The sequence below is a fragment of the Streptomyces sp. NPDC001100 genome, from assembly GCF_053598575.1.
Map to the genome: position 1 here is coordinate 70428 of NZ_JBSFKO010000033.1, position 14420 is coordinate 84847.

General features: G+C 71.1%; 11 protein-coding genes and 2 pseudogenes. 4 read left to right on the forward strand and 9 right to left on the reverse strand.

Features of this window, described 5'->3' with window-relative positions; translation table 11 throughout:
• Positions 1 to 26: 26 nt before the first annotated feature.
• A complete protein-coding gene (locus ACWDEW_RS36160; protein ID WP_450518651.1) occupies positions 27 to 1229 on the forward strand; it encodes an amino acid deaminase/aldolase in 1203 nt (400 codons plus the stop codon).
• Between the two features lie 54 nt (positions 1230 to 1283).
• Here the strand turns inward: ACWDEW_RS36160 and ACWDEW_RS36165 are convergent, their stop codons facing one another.
• The 3 genes from ACWDEW_RS36165 to ACWDEW_RS36175 are packed head-to-tail and all read right to left on the reverse strand — an operon-like array spanning position 1284 to position 4883.
• Complete coding sequence (locus tag ACWDEW_RS36165) at positions 1284 to 2066, reverse strand: 3-oxoacyl-ACP reductase (RefSeq protein ID WP_381245938.1); 783 nt, start codon at positions 2064 to 2066, stop codon at positions 1284 to 1286.
• Positions 2063 to 3472 carry an aldehyde dehydrogenase family protein gene (locus ACWDEW_RS36170; RefSeq protein ID WP_450518653.1) on the reverse strand — a complete coding sequence of 470 codons (1410 nt, stop codon included), beginning with the start codon at positions 3470 to 3472 and terminating at the stop codon, positions 2063 to 2065. Before ACWDEW_RS36170 ends, ACWDEW_RS36165 begins: the two co-directional genes overlap by 4 nt.
• Before the next feature lie 46 nt (positions 3473 to 3518).
• Entirely contained in the window at positions 3519 to 4883 is a 1365-nt protein-coding gene (locus ACWDEW_RS36175) for a glutamine synthetase family protein (protein ID WP_450518655.1), read from the reverse strand.
• Positions 4884 to 4979: 96 nt separating this feature from the next.
• On the opposite strand from ACWDEW_RS36175, the gene ACWDEW_RS36180 reads away from it, so the two are divergent.
• On the forward strand, positions 4980 to 5714 hold the full coding sequence (locus ACWDEW_RS36180) for a FadR/GntR family transcriptional regulator (protein ID WP_362972172.1): 735 nt from the start codon (positions 4980 to 4982) through the stop codon (positions 5712 to 5714).
• Between the two features lie 64 nt (positions 5715 to 5778).
• Positions 5779 to 6498 carry a gamma-glutamyl-gamma-aminobutyrate hydrolase family protein gene (locus tag ACWDEW_RS36185; protein WP_450518657.1) on the forward strand — a complete coding sequence of 240 codons (720 nt, stop codon included), beginning with the start codon at positions 5779 to 5781 and terminating at the stop codon, positions 6496 to 6498.
• On the opposite strand, the pseudogene ACWDEW_RS36190 reads toward ACWDEW_RS36185, so the two are convergent.
• Together ACWDEW_RS36190 and ACWDEW_RS36195 are read right to left on the reverse strand one after the other, a co-directional pair.
• Positions 6464 to 7442: pseudogene (locus ACWDEW_RS36190) on the reverse strand (phosphotransferase family protein). The gene ACWDEW_RS36185 and the pseudogene ACWDEW_RS36190 sit on opposite strands and share 35 nt — an antisense overlap.
• Positions 7443 to 7776: 334 nt before the next feature.
• Positions 7777 to 8700, reverse strand: a complete 924-nt coding sequence (locus ACWDEW_RS36195) for a LysR family transcriptional regulator (protein ID WP_450518659.1) — start codon at positions 8698 to 8700, stop codon at positions 7777 to 7779.
• Positions 8701 to 8770: 70 nt separating this feature from the next.
• Between ACWDEW_RS36195 and ACWDEW_RS36200 the strand changes: the two are divergent.
• A pseudogene (locus tag ACWDEW_RS36200) lies at positions 8771 to 9893 on the forward strand (TDT family transporter).
• Here the strand turns inward: ACWDEW_RS36200 and ACWDEW_RS36205 are convergent.
• From ACWDEW_RS36205 to ACWDEW_RS36220, 4 genes are all read right to left on the reverse strand, one after another.
• The gene (locus tag ACWDEW_RS36205) at positions 9805 to 10524 is read right to left on the reverse strand and encodes a helical backbone metal receptor (protein WP_450518661.1); all 720 of its coding nucleotides are present in this window, start codon (positions 10522 to 10524) and stop codon (positions 9805 to 9807) included. The pseudogene ACWDEW_RS36200 and the gene ACWDEW_RS36205 overlap by 89 nt on opposite strands.
• Positions 10524 to 11087 (reverse strand): helix-turn-helix domain-containing protein, encoded by a 564-nt coding sequence (locus tag ACWDEW_RS36210; protein ID WP_019066149.1) that lies wholly within the window; start codon positions 11085 to 11087, stop codon positions 10524 to 10526. The genes ACWDEW_RS36205 and ACWDEW_RS36210 overlap by 1 nt, the downstream gene beginning before the upstream one ends.
• Before the next feature lie 394 nt (positions 11088 to 11481).
• The gene (locus tag ACWDEW_RS36215) at positions 11482 to 13305 is read right to left on the reverse strand and encodes an ABC transporter permease/substrate binding protein (protein ID WP_450518663.1); all 1824 of its coding nucleotides are present in this window, start codon (positions 13303 to 13305) and stop codon (positions 11482 to 11484) included.
• Positions 13298 to 14356 carry a quaternary amine ABC transporter ATP-binding protein gene (locus ACWDEW_RS36220; protein WP_450518665.1) on the reverse strand — a complete coding sequence of 353 codons (1059 nt, stop codon included), beginning with the start codon at positions 14354 to 14356 and terminating at the stop codon, positions 13298 to 13300. Before ACWDEW_RS36220 ends, ACWDEW_RS36215 begins: the two co-directional genes overlap by 8 nt.
• Between the last annotated feature and the right edge of the window lie 64 nt (positions 14357 to 14420).

A 14420-nucleotide genomic window follows, 5' to 3' on the forward strand; every position in this document is an offset into this window, starting at 1 on the left:
GTAATCCTGTCTGGCAGGCTGCGTTCATGACTGCGCGCGCCGCCGACCGGGCCCGTTACGACAGGGCCACAGCCCACCTCGACGCCCCTCTCGCGATCGTCGACCTGGACGCCTTCGATGCCAACGCGGACGACCTCGTCCGCCGGGCCGGCGGCAAGCCGGTCCGCGTCGCCAGCAAGTCCGTCCGCTGTCGAACCCTCCTCGAACGCGTCCTGGCCAGGGACGGCTTCGCGGGCCTGATGTCCTTCACGCTCGCCGAGTCGCTGTGGCTCGCCCGCTCCGGCTTCGACGACGTGCTCCTCGCCTACCCCTCCGCCGACCACGCCGCCTTCGCCGAACTGACCAGCGACCCCAAGCTCGCCGCCGCCGTCACCGTGATGATCGACGACCCGGCCCAGCTCAAACTCATCGACGACTCCCGCGCCGGCGGCACCGAAGTGGTGCGTGTCTGCCTGGAGTTGGACACCGCGCTGCGGATGCTCGGCGGCCGGGTGCGCATCGGCGCACTCCGCTCCCCGCTCCGCTCTCCCGCCCAACTCGCCGACATCGCAAGGACGGTGTCGCGTCGCCCCGGCTTCAAGGTCGTCGGGATCATGGCCTACGAAGGCCATATCGCCGGTGTGGGCGACTCTGTCACGGGGCGGCCCTTCCGCTCCCGCGCCATCCGGCTGATGCAGGCCACCGCGAAGCGCGAACTCGCCGAGCGGCGCGCGGAGGTGGTGCGTGCCGTGCGGGCCGTCGTACCGGATCTGGAGTTCGTCAACGGCGGTGGCACCGGCAGTGTCCAGTACACCGCCGCCGAGGACTCCGTGACCGAGATCGCGGCCGGTTCCGGGCTGTATGTGCCGCGCCTCTTCGACAACTACACGTCGTTCACCGCCCGTCCGGCAGCGCTCTTCGCCCAGCCCGTCGTACGGCGCCCGGGCGTCGGCGTGGTGACGGTCCTCGGGGGCGGCTACCCCGCTTCCGGCGCCGCGGGGCCCGACCGGCTCCCGGTGCCGTACCTCCCGGAGGGGCTGCGTTACGACCCCCAGGAGGGGCCCGGCGAGGTGCAGACGCCGCTGCTCGGCTCCCCCGCCGACGATCTGCTCATCGGCGACAAGGTGTGGTTCCGGCACGCCAAGGCCGGTGAACTGTGCGAGCGGTTCGACTCGTTGCACCTGATCGAGGGTGACCAGGTGACGGCCACCGTCCCCACCTACCGGGGCGAGGGCATGACCTTCCTCTGACGGCCGATGGGGGCCGTCGGGTCGACTGCCCCCGTCCCGGCGGGGGTTCACGTCCTACATGGGGGTGACGTACGCCCCCGAGATGCCGCCGTCGACCAGGAAGTCGGCGGCGTTGACGAACGACGAGTCGTCGCTCGCCAGGAACGCGACGGCGGCGGCGATCTCGGTCGCCTCCGCGAAGCGGCCGACCGGGATGTGGACCAGGCGGCGAGCGGCCCGCTCCGGGTCCTTGGCGAACAGCTCTTGCAGGAGTGGGGTGTTGACCGGTCCCGGGCAGAGGGCGTTCACGCGGATGCCCTCGCGGGCGAACTGCACGCCCAGTTCACGGGACATGGCCAGCACTCCGCCCTTGGAGGCGGTGTAGGAGATCTGGGAGGTCGCCGCGCCCATCCTGGCCACGAAGGACGCCGTGTTGATGATGGAGCCCCTGCCCTGGCGGCGCATGTAGGGGATGGCGGCCTTGCAACACAGGTACACGGAGGTGAGGTTGACGTCCTGGACGCGCTTCCAGGCCTCCAGGCCGGTGTCGAGGATGGAGTCGTCGTCGGGCGGCGAGATGCCCGCGTTGTTGAAGGCGATGTCGACGCTGCCGTAGGTGTCGAAGGCGGCCTTGAAGAGCGCCTCGACCTGCTCGGGGTCGGTGACGTCGACCTTCACGAAGAGCCCGCCGACCTCGTCGGCCGCCGCCTTGCCGTGGGTCTCGTCGATGTCGCCGCAGACGACGTTGGCCCCCTCGGAGGCGAGCCGCCGCGCGGTGGCGAGGCCGATGCCGCTGCCGGCTCCGGTGATGACGGCGGTACGGCCGACGAGTCGCCGGCAAACAATCTCTGAGGTCACTGTGCGGGGCCCTCCGTGCTGGTCGAGACGCTGGTGGTGGAGACGTCGCTGATGAAGACGTTCTTGGTTTCGGTGAAGGCGGTGAGCGCGTCCGGGCCGAGTTCACGGCCGATCCCCGACTGCTTGAAGCCGCCGAAGGGGGTCCAATAGCGGACGCTGGAATGGGAGTTGACGGACAGGTTGCCGGCCCGGACGGCCTTCGAGACGCGCAGGGCGCGGCCGACGTCGCGGGTCCAGATGGAGCCGGAGAGGCCGTAGTCGGTGGCGTTGGCGAGGCCGATCGCCTCCGCCTCGTCGTCGAAGGGGAGCACTACGGCGACCGGGCCGAAGACCTCCTCGACGGCCACGCGTGCGTGCGGGTCGACGCCGGTGACGACGGTGGGCGGGAACCAGAAGCCGGGGCCCTCGGGAGCCTTGCCCCGGATGCCGTCGAGGTCGTCCGTGACGTACGAACGGACGCGCTCCAGCTGGACCTTGGAGATCAGCGGGCCCATGTCCGTCTTCTCGTCGGCCGGGTCGCCGACCCTGACCGCCTCGATCGCGGGGGCCAGGAGGTCCAGGAACCGGTCGAAGACGCCGCGTTGGACGAGGATGCGGGTGCGGGCGCAGCAGTCCTGGCCGGAGTTGTCGAGGAAGGACATGGGGGCCGCCGCTGCGGCTGCCTCGATGTCGGCGTCGGCGAAGACGATGTTGGGGCTCTTGCCGCCGAGTTCGAGGGTGACGCGCTTGAGGAGTTCGGACCCCTTCGCCAACACCTGTTTGCCTACGGCCGTTGATCCCGTGAACACGATCTTCGCGACACCGGGATGCTCGACGAGCGCGGTGCCCGCGACCGGGCCGTGGCCGGGAAGTACCTGGAACAACCCCTCGGGAAGGCCTGCCTCCAGGGCGAGTTCGGCCAGCCGGAGCGCGGTGAGCGGGGTCGTCTCGGCCGGCTTGAGGATGACCGCGTTGCCCGCCGCGAGCGCCGGGGCGGTGCCCCAGGCGGCGATCGGCATCGGGAAGTTCCAGGGCGCGATCACGCCCACCACGCCCAGCGGTTCGAGGATCGTGACGTCAAGGCCGCCCGCGACCGGGATCTGACGGCCGGTCAGCCGCTCCACTCCCCCGGCCGCGTAGTCGAGCAGATCACGGACGTTGCCGGCCTCCCAGCGGGCGTTGCCGACCGTGTGCCCGGCCTCGCGCACCTCCAACTGGGCGAGTTCTTCGAGGTGTTCGTCGACCGCGGTCGCGAAGCGGCGCAGCAGCCGGGCCCGGTCGGCGGGCGGGAGCGCGGCCCATTTCGCCTGGGCCCGGGTGGCGCGTACGACGGCGGCGTCCACGTCGGCCGCGGTGGCGGCCGGGACGGTGGCGATGACCTCCTCGGTGGCGGGGTTCAGTACGTGCAGCGGGTGCTCGGCAGGCAAGGGGGTCCTCACAGGCGTTCGTCGGCAGGCAGAGGGGTCGGGGTCCTCACAGGCGTTCGAAGGAGCGGCGCAGCTCCCAGTCGGTGACGGCGGCGTCGAAGGCCTCCAGTTCGACGCGCGCCATGTTGCGGTAGTGCGCGACGACCTCGTCCCCGAAGGCGGCCTTGGCGATCGGGCTGTTCTCCCACAGCTCGGCGGCCTCGCGGAGGTTGGTGGGCACGTGCGCGTAGTCGCCGCTGTAGGCGTTGCCCGCACAGGCCTCCGGCAGCTCCAGCTTCTGCTCGATGCCGTAGAGCCCGGCCGCGACCAGCCCCGCCACCGCGAGGTGCGGATTGACGTCTCCGCCCGGCAGCCGGTTCTCGAAGCGCATGGAGCGGCCGTGGCCGACGACCCGCAGCGCGCAGGTGCGGTTGTCGTAGCCCCAGGCGACGGCGGTCGGCGCGAACGAGCCCGGCTGGAACCGCTTGTAGGAGTTGATGTTCGGGGCGTAGAGCAGCGAGAAGTCGCGGAGCGCGGCGAGTTGGCCCGCGAGGAAGTACCGCATGACCTCCGACATGCCGCCCTCGCCGTCCCCGGCCATGGCGTTGCCGCCCTTGCCGTCTCCCAGTGAGAGGTGGATGTGGCAGGAGTTGCCCTCGCGCTCGTTGTACTTCGCCATGAAGGTGAGCGAGACGCCTTCCTGGGACGCGATCTCCTTGGCGCCGGTCTTGTAGATCGCGTGCTGGTCGCAGGTGACGAGGGCGTCGTCGTAGCGGAAGGCGATCTCGTGCTGGCCGGGGTTGCACTCGCCCTTGGCGGACTCCACGGTCAGGCCCGCGGCCGCCATTTCGTTGCGGATACGGCGGAGCAGCGGCTCGATGCGCCCCGTCCCCAGCACCGAGTAGTCGATGTTGTACTGGTTGGCCGGGGTGAGGCCTCTGTAGTTGGCGTCCCAGGCCTGTTCGTACGTGTCCTTGAACACGATGAACTCCAGCTCCGTACCGACCTGCGCGGTGAAACCGTGCTCGGCGAGGCGCTCCAGCTGGCGGCGCAGGATCTGGCGGGGTGCGGCGACCACCGGCGATCCGTCGTTCCAGGCGAGGTCGGCGATGAGCATGGCGGTGCCCGCGTTCCAGGGCACACGACGGAGGGTGGAAAGGTCCGGGTGCATGGCGAAGTCGCCGTAACCGCGCTCCCAGGAGGACATCGCGTAGCCGTCGACCGTGTTCATCTCGGTGTCGACGGCGAGGAGGTAGTTGCAGCCCTCGGTGCCGTGTCGGAGCACGTCGTCGAGGAAGAAACGGGCGGCGAACCGCTTGCCCTGGAGCCGGCCTTGCATATCGGGGAAGGCCAGGACGACAGTGTCGATCTCGCCACTGGCGACGAGGGCGTGCAGCTCCTCGACGCTCAGCGGGGGTGTGCGGTCTGCCACGGGAAAGCTCCTTCGGCTTCTGCGCGCTTTTTCCGGCCGGGCCGGAAGCCATAAGGTATTGCGGAGAACCATTGCTTGGGAAGGGGGTGCCGCCATATGTCGCTGGATGCGGAGGACGGCGTAGAGGACCGGTTGACCCCGGTGCTGCGGCCGGTGCGGGCGGGCAACGGCTTCGAAGAGGCACTGGAACAGATTCTGCAGGTCGTGCGGCTTGGGCTGGTGCCGGGGGGCGAACGGTTGCCGGCCGAGCGGGAGCTGGCCGAGCGGCTGGGGATCAGCCGGGTGACCCTGCGCGAGGTTCTGAAGGTACTGCAGGACCAGGGGCTCGTGGAGTCACGGCGCGGACGCTACGGCGGGACGTTCGTGCTGCCGAAGTCGGACGCCGGCGGCGAGGACGAGCTGCGGCGGCGGATCAGCGCGGTCGACATCGAGGACGTGCTGCGGTTCCGGGAGGTACTGGAGGTCGGTGCGACGGGTCTGTGCGCGACGCACGGACTGACCGCCGAGCAGGCCGGGCGGCTGCGGGACGCCCTCGCCCGCACGCACGACGCCCCGCTCGCCGACTACCGCCGCCTGGACACCCTGCTCCACCTCACCCTGGCCGAGCTGTGCGGTTCGCCGACACTGACCGCGCAGTACGCGGCGGTACGGGCCACGGTCAACGACCTGCTCGACTGCATCCCCCTCCTGGTCCGCAACCTGGAGCACTCGCAGCGGCAGCACATCGCGCTGGTGGAGGCGGTGCTGGACGGGGACGCGGACGGGGCGCGGGAGATGATGCGGGAGCACTGCGCCGGGACGGCGGCTCTCCTGCGGGGCTTCCTCGCGTGACGGGTGGGGTTGTCTAATGGTCCCCGTCGAGTCCATTCACGTCGCTTGGCGGTCGGAGGAAAGCATGGCGGGCAGGCCGCTGATCGGCATCAGTACGTATCTGGAGGCGGGGGCGCGCTGGGGCGCCTGGGAGCTGGAGGCCGCGCTGCTGCCGGCCGGCTACCCGCGCCTGGTCCAACGGGCGGGCGGTCTCGCCGCGATGCTGCCGCCGGACGCCCCCGAGCACGCGGCGGCGACCGTGGCCCGCCTCGACGGCCTGGTGATCGCGGGCGGTCCCGACGTCGAGCCGGTCCGCTACGGCGCCGAGCGCGACCCCCGCACCGGCCCTCCCGCTCTCGCCCGCGACGCCTGGGAACTCGCCCTGATCGAGGCCGCGTTGGCGGCGGGGCTGCCCCTGCTTGGCATCTGCCGGGGCATGCAGCTCCTGAACGTCGCCGTGGGCGGCACCCTCGTCCAGCACATCGACGGCCACGCGGAGACACCGGGAGTCTTCGGCCGCCACCCGGTCAAGCCGGTACCGGGAACGCTGTACGCGGCGGCGGTACCGGAGGAGACCTCGGTCCCGACGTTCCACCACCAGGCCGTGGACCGCCTGGGCGCGGGCCTCGTGGTCTCGGCCTGGGCCGAGGACGGCACCGTGGAGGCGGTCGAACTCCCGTCCGCCGACTGGGTGTTGGGCGTCCAATGGCACCCCGAGATGGGCGAGGATCTACGCGTGATGCGGGCTCTGGTGTCAGCGGCCACAGTCGCTACTGCGACGGCGCCGTCTCCCACCGCGTCCTGAGCCAGGCGAGGGCCGCGTCGCCCTGCGCCCGCTGGAAGGCGCGCAGGGTGGGCAGGCCCGGCGGCGGGGGGCAGGAGCGAGTGCTCGACAAAGAACGCGGCGAGCCCCGCCAGGGTGGCGGTGACACCGGACGGATAGGCACCCTCCGCAAGGGGATGCCCGCTGAACAACTCCTCGGGATCCGGGCCGCCTTGGGCCCGCACACACGGCAACATGACCAGCAGGTCGAACCAGGGGGCGGCAAGGACGGCGTGCGGCCAGTCGACGAAGACGACCCCGCCGTCGTCCGTGAGCAGCATGTTGTCGGCACGCAGATCGGCGTGCGCGAGGGTGTCGCCGGCGGCGGACTCGGCCCAGGGGGCGGCGAGTTGGGCGAGCTCGGCGAGATGCGCGACCGTCCAGGGGTCGAGCCGTCCGGTGACGTCCCCCACCACCGCACCGTCGAGCAGACGCCGCCAGCCGTCAAAGGCGTCCGCGAGGCTCTCCGCCACGGGCGAGGCGGCAACGGGAGACGGCGTGAGAGCACGCCCGAGTTGCTCCACGGCAAGCAGCACCCGCGCCAACTCACCGTCCCGCCACGGGACATGAGGCTGCCGCCCCACCACCTCCTCGAAGACCAGCACAACCCAGGTGCCGTCGTCGTGGCTGCCGAGAAGACGAGGAGCAGGAACCCCGACCGGGAGGGCCGCAGCGTTACGGGCCTCGGCGCGATGCAACTCCGGGCTGTGCGGGTTGGCCTCGGCACTGACCGCCTTCACGAAGGCGCGAGTGCCGTCGACGGTCCGCACCCGAGCGGCGGTACCCGGCGAGAATCCGCCGACCTGAGTGACAGCACGCGTCACAGGCGAACCGAGCAACCGCGCGACGGCATCGCGGACATGGGCTGGGAGGTCTTCCCATGGGGTACGGACGCTGGTGGCGGGCGGGGCGACGGGAAGGGACATGCCGGTCATGGTGAGGGAGCGATGACGGCGCGCGCCAAGGGTTATCCTCCCGGGCGCCGACGCTCCGGGCCGGGGCGGCGCACAGCTCACCCCGCCGGGCAGGGGCCGCACAGATCACCCCACCGAACCGGGGCCGCACACCCCTCGCACCACCGCGCCGGGTGGCGCACAGCTCGCCCCACCGAGCCGAGGCCGCGCACCCCCTCACCCCACCGAGCCAAGGCCGCCAACCCCTCACCCCCACCGAGCCGGGCTGGCGCACTTCTCGACCCACCGAGTCGGGTGGTGGGTGGGCATAGGTCGGGGGTCTGGGGGCGGGCCCCCAGGCGGGGCGCTAACCCCGGGTCAGGGACAGCAGCTCCCGCGCCGGGCCTGTCGGTCTGTGGCCCGTTGGCCAGACCGCTCTCAGGTCTCGGGCCAGGGTGAGTCCCTCGACCGGGATGCGGACCAGGCGGCGCGTCGACAGTTCCTCGCCCACTGCGAGTTCGCTCAGGACAGCCGGGCCCGCTCCGCTCACCGCCGATGCCTTGACCGCCGTAGTGGAGGACAGCTCGATGAGAGGGCGGGCCAGGCCGCCCAGGGCCGCGTCGAGGACCTGGCGGGTGCCCGAGCCCTTTTCCCGGAGGATCAGCGGTGTGGACGCCAACTCCGTTGCGGGGACGGGTCGTCGACGGCGGGCCCAGGGGTGGGTCGGGGCCGTCACGACGATCAGGTGGTCGTGGGCGATCACCGTGGAGTCGAGGCCGGGCGGGACCGACAGGCCCTCCACGAAGCCCAGGTCCGCCTCGTCGGCGAGGAGCTGTTCCGCGACCGTCGTGGAGTTGCCGGCCAGCAACGACACCGCCGTGTCGGGGCGTTGGGAGCGCAGGGCCAGGAGCCAGCCGGGAAGCAGGTACTCCGCGATGGTCATGCTCGCCGCGACCCGGAGCCGGGAGTCGCGCCGGTGCCGTAGCGCCTGGGCACCCGCGTCGAACGCGGCGGCGGCCTCGACGACCCGGCGGGCCCAGTCCGTGACCAGGGCCCCCGCGTCGGTCAGACGTGAGCCGCGGGGTGAGCGGTCCACCAGGGCCACGCCGAGCTGCCGTTCCATCGAGCGGATCCGGCTGCTGGCCGCCGGCTGGGTGATGCCCAGTTCGCGTGCCGCGCCGCCGAGGCTGCCGAGCCGGGCCACCGCCAGCAGCAGTTCCAGCGCGCCCAGATCCGGCACCCGGTGCGCTATCGACCCTTCCCGCCCGCCGTCCGTCTCGTCACTGCTCATAAATCCAGTTTATGTCCCCATAGACACATACTCCCTGGTCGCCCGTCTCAGCCGGCGAGACGCTGGACACATGGTCACCGCAGTTCGTCACCTCGGACCCAACTGGTACGCGTCCGTCATGGGCACCGCCATCGTCGCCACGGCCGGCGCCGGGCTCCCCGGTCACCTCCCGGGACTGCGCACGGCCTGCACCACCGTCTGGGCCCTCTCCCTCGCCCTGCTCCTGGCCCTGCTCACCACCCGCACCCTGCACTGGACCCACCACCGCGACCGGGCCCGCGCCCATCTCCGCGACCCGGCGACGGCCCCGTTCTACGGCTGTCTCGCGATGGCCCTGCTGGCGGTGGGCGGCGGTGCGCTGGTCGTCGGGCAGGACTGGATCGGGCTGCGGGCGGCGGTCGTCCTCGACGCCGTGCTGTTCGGCGCCGGTACGGTCGTAGGGCTGGTGGCCGCCGTAGCCGTCCCGTACCTGATGGCCGTACGACAGCGTGTGCACCTGTCCGAGGCTTCCCCCGTGTGGCTGCTGCCCGTCGTCGCGCCCATGGTGTCCGCCGCCCTCGGGCCGCTCCTCGTGCCCCACCTGCCGGCCGGGCAGCTCCGGGAGACCCTCCTCCTCGCGTGCTTCGCGCTGTTCGGGCTGAGTCTGCTGGCCACGCTCCTGATGCTCCCGCTGGTCTTCGCCCGACTCGTCACCGGCGGACCGCTGCCCCTCGCACTCACCCCGACACTGTTCCTGGTGCTCGGCCCGCTCGGTCAATCGACCACCGCCGTAGGCAAGTTCGCGGACTTCGCCCCCGGCGTCGTACCGGCCGCCACCGCCCAGGCCTTCGGCCTCCTCGCCGTTCTCTACGGCGTCCCCGTCATGGGCTTCGCGCTGCTCTGGTTCGCCCTCGCCACCGCACATGTGGTCCGCGCCCGGCGCCGGGGCATGGGCTTCGCGGACCTGGTGGGCGTTCACCTTCCCGGTCGGCACCTGTGTCACCGGCGCCGAGTCCCTGGCCCGGCACACCGGCCTCGCCGGCTACGACGGGCTCGCGTTCGTCCTGTACGGCGTGCTCGTGGCCGCCTGGGTCACCGCCGCCGTGCACACGGCCCGGGGCCTGGTCAGCGGCGAGCTGCTCGCAGCGCCTCGCCCAGCACCCGTGGCGCTTCGGCCAGTGACGGCCCGTACCACGTCAGGTGCCGGCCACTGACGAGCGCACAGGGCAGGCCGGGGAAGGACTCGGGGCCGTCGTCGGCCGTGAAGCGGTACGGCTCGTCCGGGAGTACCACCAAGTCCCTTGCCGCCGCCCGCAGTTCGGCGATCGTGGCACGCGGGTAGCGCTCGGCGTGCGCCGCATGAACGTGGTCGACTCCGAGGCGGGACAGGACATCGCCCGCGAAGGTGTCCCGGCCGAGCACCATCCAGGGGCGGCGCCAGACGGGGACGACGGCGGTCAACCGGCTTTCGGGGAGCGGGAGTTCGGCCCATGCCCGCTCGGCCGCGTCCAGCCAGCGCGGTCGTACGGGCGCTCCGCAGGCGTCGAGGACCCGGTCCAGTTCGCCGAACGCCTGTGGGACGTCCCGCACTTCGGTGACCAGGACCTCAACACCCGCCTCCCGCAAGGCCGTCAGGTCCGGCTCGCGGTTCTCCTCCTCGTTGGCGACCACCAGGTCGGGCGCGAGGGCGAGGATCGGGTCGAGCTTCGGGTTCTTGGTGCCGCCGACACGGGTGACGTCCAGGCCGGCCGGGTGGCTGCACCAGTCGGTCGCGCCGACCAGAACTCCCGGCAGCGATACGGCTATTGCCTCCGTGAGGGACGGCACGAGCGAGACGACGCGCATCAGCGCGGGCGGTCCTGGACGGCCTCGATGTGCTCGGCCACCGCGACCACCACGACCCGGGTGTCCGGCACGGTCGCACGCCAGCGGTGGCGTACCCCGCCGGTCAGGTACATCGTGTCGCCGCGCACGAGTCGGTACGCGCGCCCCTCCGCCTCGATCTCGACGGCGCCGTCCGCGACATACATCAACTCGTCGTTGCGGTGCTGGAATTCGCGTCCCGCGTCATGGTCGCCGGTGAACTCCGAGGCGTGCAGCTGGTGATGACCCCGCACCAGCGAACGCATCCGGGGCGCCGCCGACTCGGGTTCCTCTGCGCGTACGACGTCGACGCTGCACGCGGGGTCGGCGGCGGCGAGGAGTTCGACGGCCGTGGTGCGCAGGGCGTCGGCCACCTTCTCCAGGGAACTGCGGCTGGGGCGGGCCCGGTCGTTCTCGACCTGGCTCAGGAAGGGCACCGACAGACCGCTGCGCTCGGCCACGACGGCGAGCGTCAGGTCCAGCGCGCGGCGCCGCCGCCGTACGGCCGCACCCACCCGAAGGGGCTGTTCTTTGTGGTCGCCCATCGCTCCGGCTCCCTCCTTCGCTCGTCGGCCCGCGGCCGGTTCTGAAACGGCCTCTGATGACTTCTCTGCACCCTACGCATGTTCGGCAAACCGTTTCATGCGCCTGTCACATCCACGTCACACAGCGTGCGATCGGACTTCACAGTTCTGGCCAGTGCGCGAGGTCCCGCCACCCCTCGATCGGCGCGAGACTTCGTCTCTACTCTTCAATGCGTACGCAGTCGCCTGTGTTCCCGCTCACATCAGGGGCCCGATTGCGCGGTTTCGTAGCGCTATGTGGTTGGCCGAATCCTTTTCGTGCCGGACAGGGGCACCGAGAAAGGTGGGCCCCGCCGCACGAAGGGGGGAACGTGCGGCGGAGCCCACCTCCGGGGCGGCGGCTGGGACTGTCAGGTCATCCGGCCGCCTGGCTCTTCTGGTTCTTCGCGACCGGGGCCCACTGGTCGACGAGGCCCGGGTGCTGCTTCAGCCAGGTGCGGACGGCGGACTGCTCCTGGCCCTTGCCGGACTTCTGGATCTGCGCCTCCAGACCGGTGAGCTGCGCCTCGGTCATCCGGAAGTCCCTCAGCCACTTCCCGACGTCGGGGTTGTCGGCGGCGAAGCCCTTGCGGGACACGGTGTGCACACCGTCGCCCTTGCCCCAGGCGTCCTTGGGGTCGGTGAGCTTCTTCAGCTTGTAGTCGCTGTACGCCCAGTGCGGCGACCAGAGCGTGACGACGATCGGCTGCTTCTTGGCATACGCGCGCTTCAGCTCGGCCAGCATCGCCGGGGTCGAGCCGTCGACGACGTCGTAGGAGCCCTGGAGGCCGTACTCCTTGAGGACCTTGGTCTTCAGGAGGCCCATCATTCCGGCGCTCGGTTCGATGCCGGTGATCTTGCCGCCGAACTCGGAGGCGTGGGTCTTGAGGTCGGCGAGCGTGTTGACGTCCTTCACATACGACGGGACGGTCAGCTCCAGGGACGTGGAGCCGTACCAGCTGCCGAGGTCGTCGAGCTGCTTGCCGTACTTCTTCCAGTACTCGGCGTGCGTGGTGGGCAGCCAGGCGTCGGTCTGGAAGTCGACCTGGCCGGTGGCGACGCCGGTGTAGAGGGGGCCGGCCGCGTACTGGGTGGTCGTGACCTTGTAGCCGCGCTCCTCCAGGATCTCCTTCCAGAGGAAGGTGGAGGCGATGCCCTCGTCCCAGGGGATGTAGCCGATGGTGATCTCCTTGCCCTTGCCGACGTCCGTCGCGGAGGTCGCCTTCGTGCCGGAGGAGGAGCCGAAGACGCCCAGGCCGCCTGCCACCAGGGCGAGGACGACCACGCCGATCACGGCGAACGCGGGGCGGGGGCGGTGGTTCCAGGGCTTGACGCTCTCCGTCGCGCGGGCCTTGGCGGCGGCCCTGCGGCCGAGCGGGGAGATCTGGGTGCCGAGCGCGCCGGTCATCCGGTCGAGGTAGATGGCGAGGACGACGATGCCGACGCCCGCCTCGAAGCCGAAGCCGATGTCGAGCTGGCCGATGGCCTCGTTGACGGCGCCGCCGAGGCCGCCGGTGCCGACCATGCCGGCGATGACGACCATCGACAGGCCCAGCATGATGACCTGGTTGACGCCCGCCATGATCGTCGGAAGGGCCAGGGGCAGCTGGACGCGCAGGAGGGTGTCGCGCGGTGAGGTTCCGAACGCATCGGCCGCCTCCACGAGTTCGGCGTCGACCTGCCGGATGCCCAGCTCGGTCATGCGGACGCCGGGGGCGAGCGCGAAGATCAGGGTGGCGATGACGCCGGCGGAGGTGCCGAGCCCGAAGAAGAGGATCGCCGGGATCAGCAGCACCATCGACGGCATCGTCTGGAGCAGGTCGAGCGCGGGCCGGACGACCGCGCTGACGGTGGTGGAGCGGGCCGCCCAGATGCCCAGCGGGATCGAGATCACCAGGGCGATGACGGTCGCCACCAGCACCAGGGCCAGCGTCGACATGGACCGGTCCCACAGGTCGAGCGAGTCGATCAGCAGGAACCCGGCGAAGGCCAGCACCCCCGCGACCAGTCCGCGCAGCCACCAGGCGAGCACCGCCAGGATGCCCGCGAGGAGCAGGGGTTCGGGCGCGGTGAGGACCGCGTTGACACCGTCGTACATGCCCTCGACGACCGTCTTGATCGCGTCGAAGAGCCAGGACATGTGGGCGACCAGCCAGTCGACACCGGAGTCGACCCAGTCACCGAGCGGAAGCCTAGGCACCGGCGGTCACCTGCTCGGGCTCGGTGGCGGATTCCCCGCCCATGAACGCGACCAGCCGTTCCTGCGCTACGACTCCTACGACCTCGTCGGCCGCGTCGAGCACCGCGACCGGGTGGGTGAGACGGGCGCTGAGGGCGCACAGGTCGGTGAAGGGGGTGTCCGGCGTGGCGGTCTCGCAGTCGCAGTCGGCCTCGTGGCCGTCGACGCCGGTGTCCATGACGGAGCTCGCGGTCAGCACGCGGGAGCGGTCGACGTCCTGGATGAAGGAGGCGACGTAGTCGTTGGCGGGGCGCAGCAGGATGTCCTCGGCGGTGCCGGTCTGGACGATGCGGCCGTCGCGCATGACGGCGATACGGTCGCCGAGGCGCATGGCCTCGTTGAGGTCGTGGGTGATGAAGACGATCGTCTTCTTCAACGACTTCTGCAGTTCCAGGAGCTGGTCCTGCATGTCCCGTCGGATCAGCGGGTCGAGCGCGCTGAAGGACTCGTCCATGAGGAGCAGGTCGGCGTCGGTGGCCAACGCCCGGGCCAGGCCCACGCGTTGCTGCATTCCGCCGGACAGCTCGTCGGGCCAGGAGTCCTCCCAGCCGGCCAGGCCGCACAGGGCGAGGGCCTCGCCTGCGCGGGCTTCGCGCTCGGCACGGGGCACGCCCTGGACTTCCAGGCCGTAGGCCGCGTTCTCGCGGACGCTGCGGTGCGGGAAGAGCGCGAAGTGCTGGAAGACCATGCTGATTTTGTGGGCGCGGACCAGGCGCAGTTCGCGGTCGGTGAGCGCGGTGAGGTCCTGGCCGTCGAAGAGGACGCGGCCCGCGGTGGGCTCAAGGAGTCCGTTGAGCATGCGCAGGAGCGTGGACTTGCCGGAGCCGGACAGGCCCATGACGACGAAGATCTGGCCCGGTGCGACGGAGAAGGAGGCGTCGATCACGGCTGCGGTGGTGCCGTCGGCGCGCAGTTCCTCCCGCTCGGCTCCTGCTCGGAGCCGTTCGACTGCCTGGTCGGGTCGTCTGCCGAACACCTTGTACAGATGTTCGGCTTCTAGCCTGGCTGACACGCGTACCTCTCGTTCGGGGTCAGGACGCGGAGGCATCGGGCCCGAGGGCCGTAGCGGTTGAATA

Coding starts and splice junctions, on each gene's coding strand:
- ACWDEW_RS36160 (WP_450518651.1), top strand. CDS start 27: ATGACTGCGCGCGCCGCCGACCGGGCCCGTTACGACAGGGCCACAGCC.
- ACWDEW_RS36180 (WP_362972172.1), top strand. CDS start 4,980: ATGTCGCTGGATGCGGAGGACGGCGTAGAGGACCGGTTGACCCCGGTG.
- ACWDEW_RS36185 (WP_450518657.1), top strand. CDS start 5,779: ATGGCGGGCAGGCCGCTGATCGGCATCAGTACGTATCTGGAGGCGGGG.
- ACWDEW_RS36195 (WP_450518659.1), bottom strand. CDS start 8,700: ATGAGCAGTGACGAGACGGACGGCGGGCGGGAAGGGTCGATAGCGCAC.
- ACWDEW_RS36205 (WP_450518661.1), bottom strand. CDS start 10,524: ATGCGCGTCGTCTCGCTCGTGCCGTCCCTCACGGAGGCAATAGCCGTA.
- ACWDEW_RS36210 (WP_019066149.1), bottom strand. CDS start 11,087: ATGGGCGACCACAAAGAACAGCCCCTTCGGGTGGGTGCGGCCGTACGG.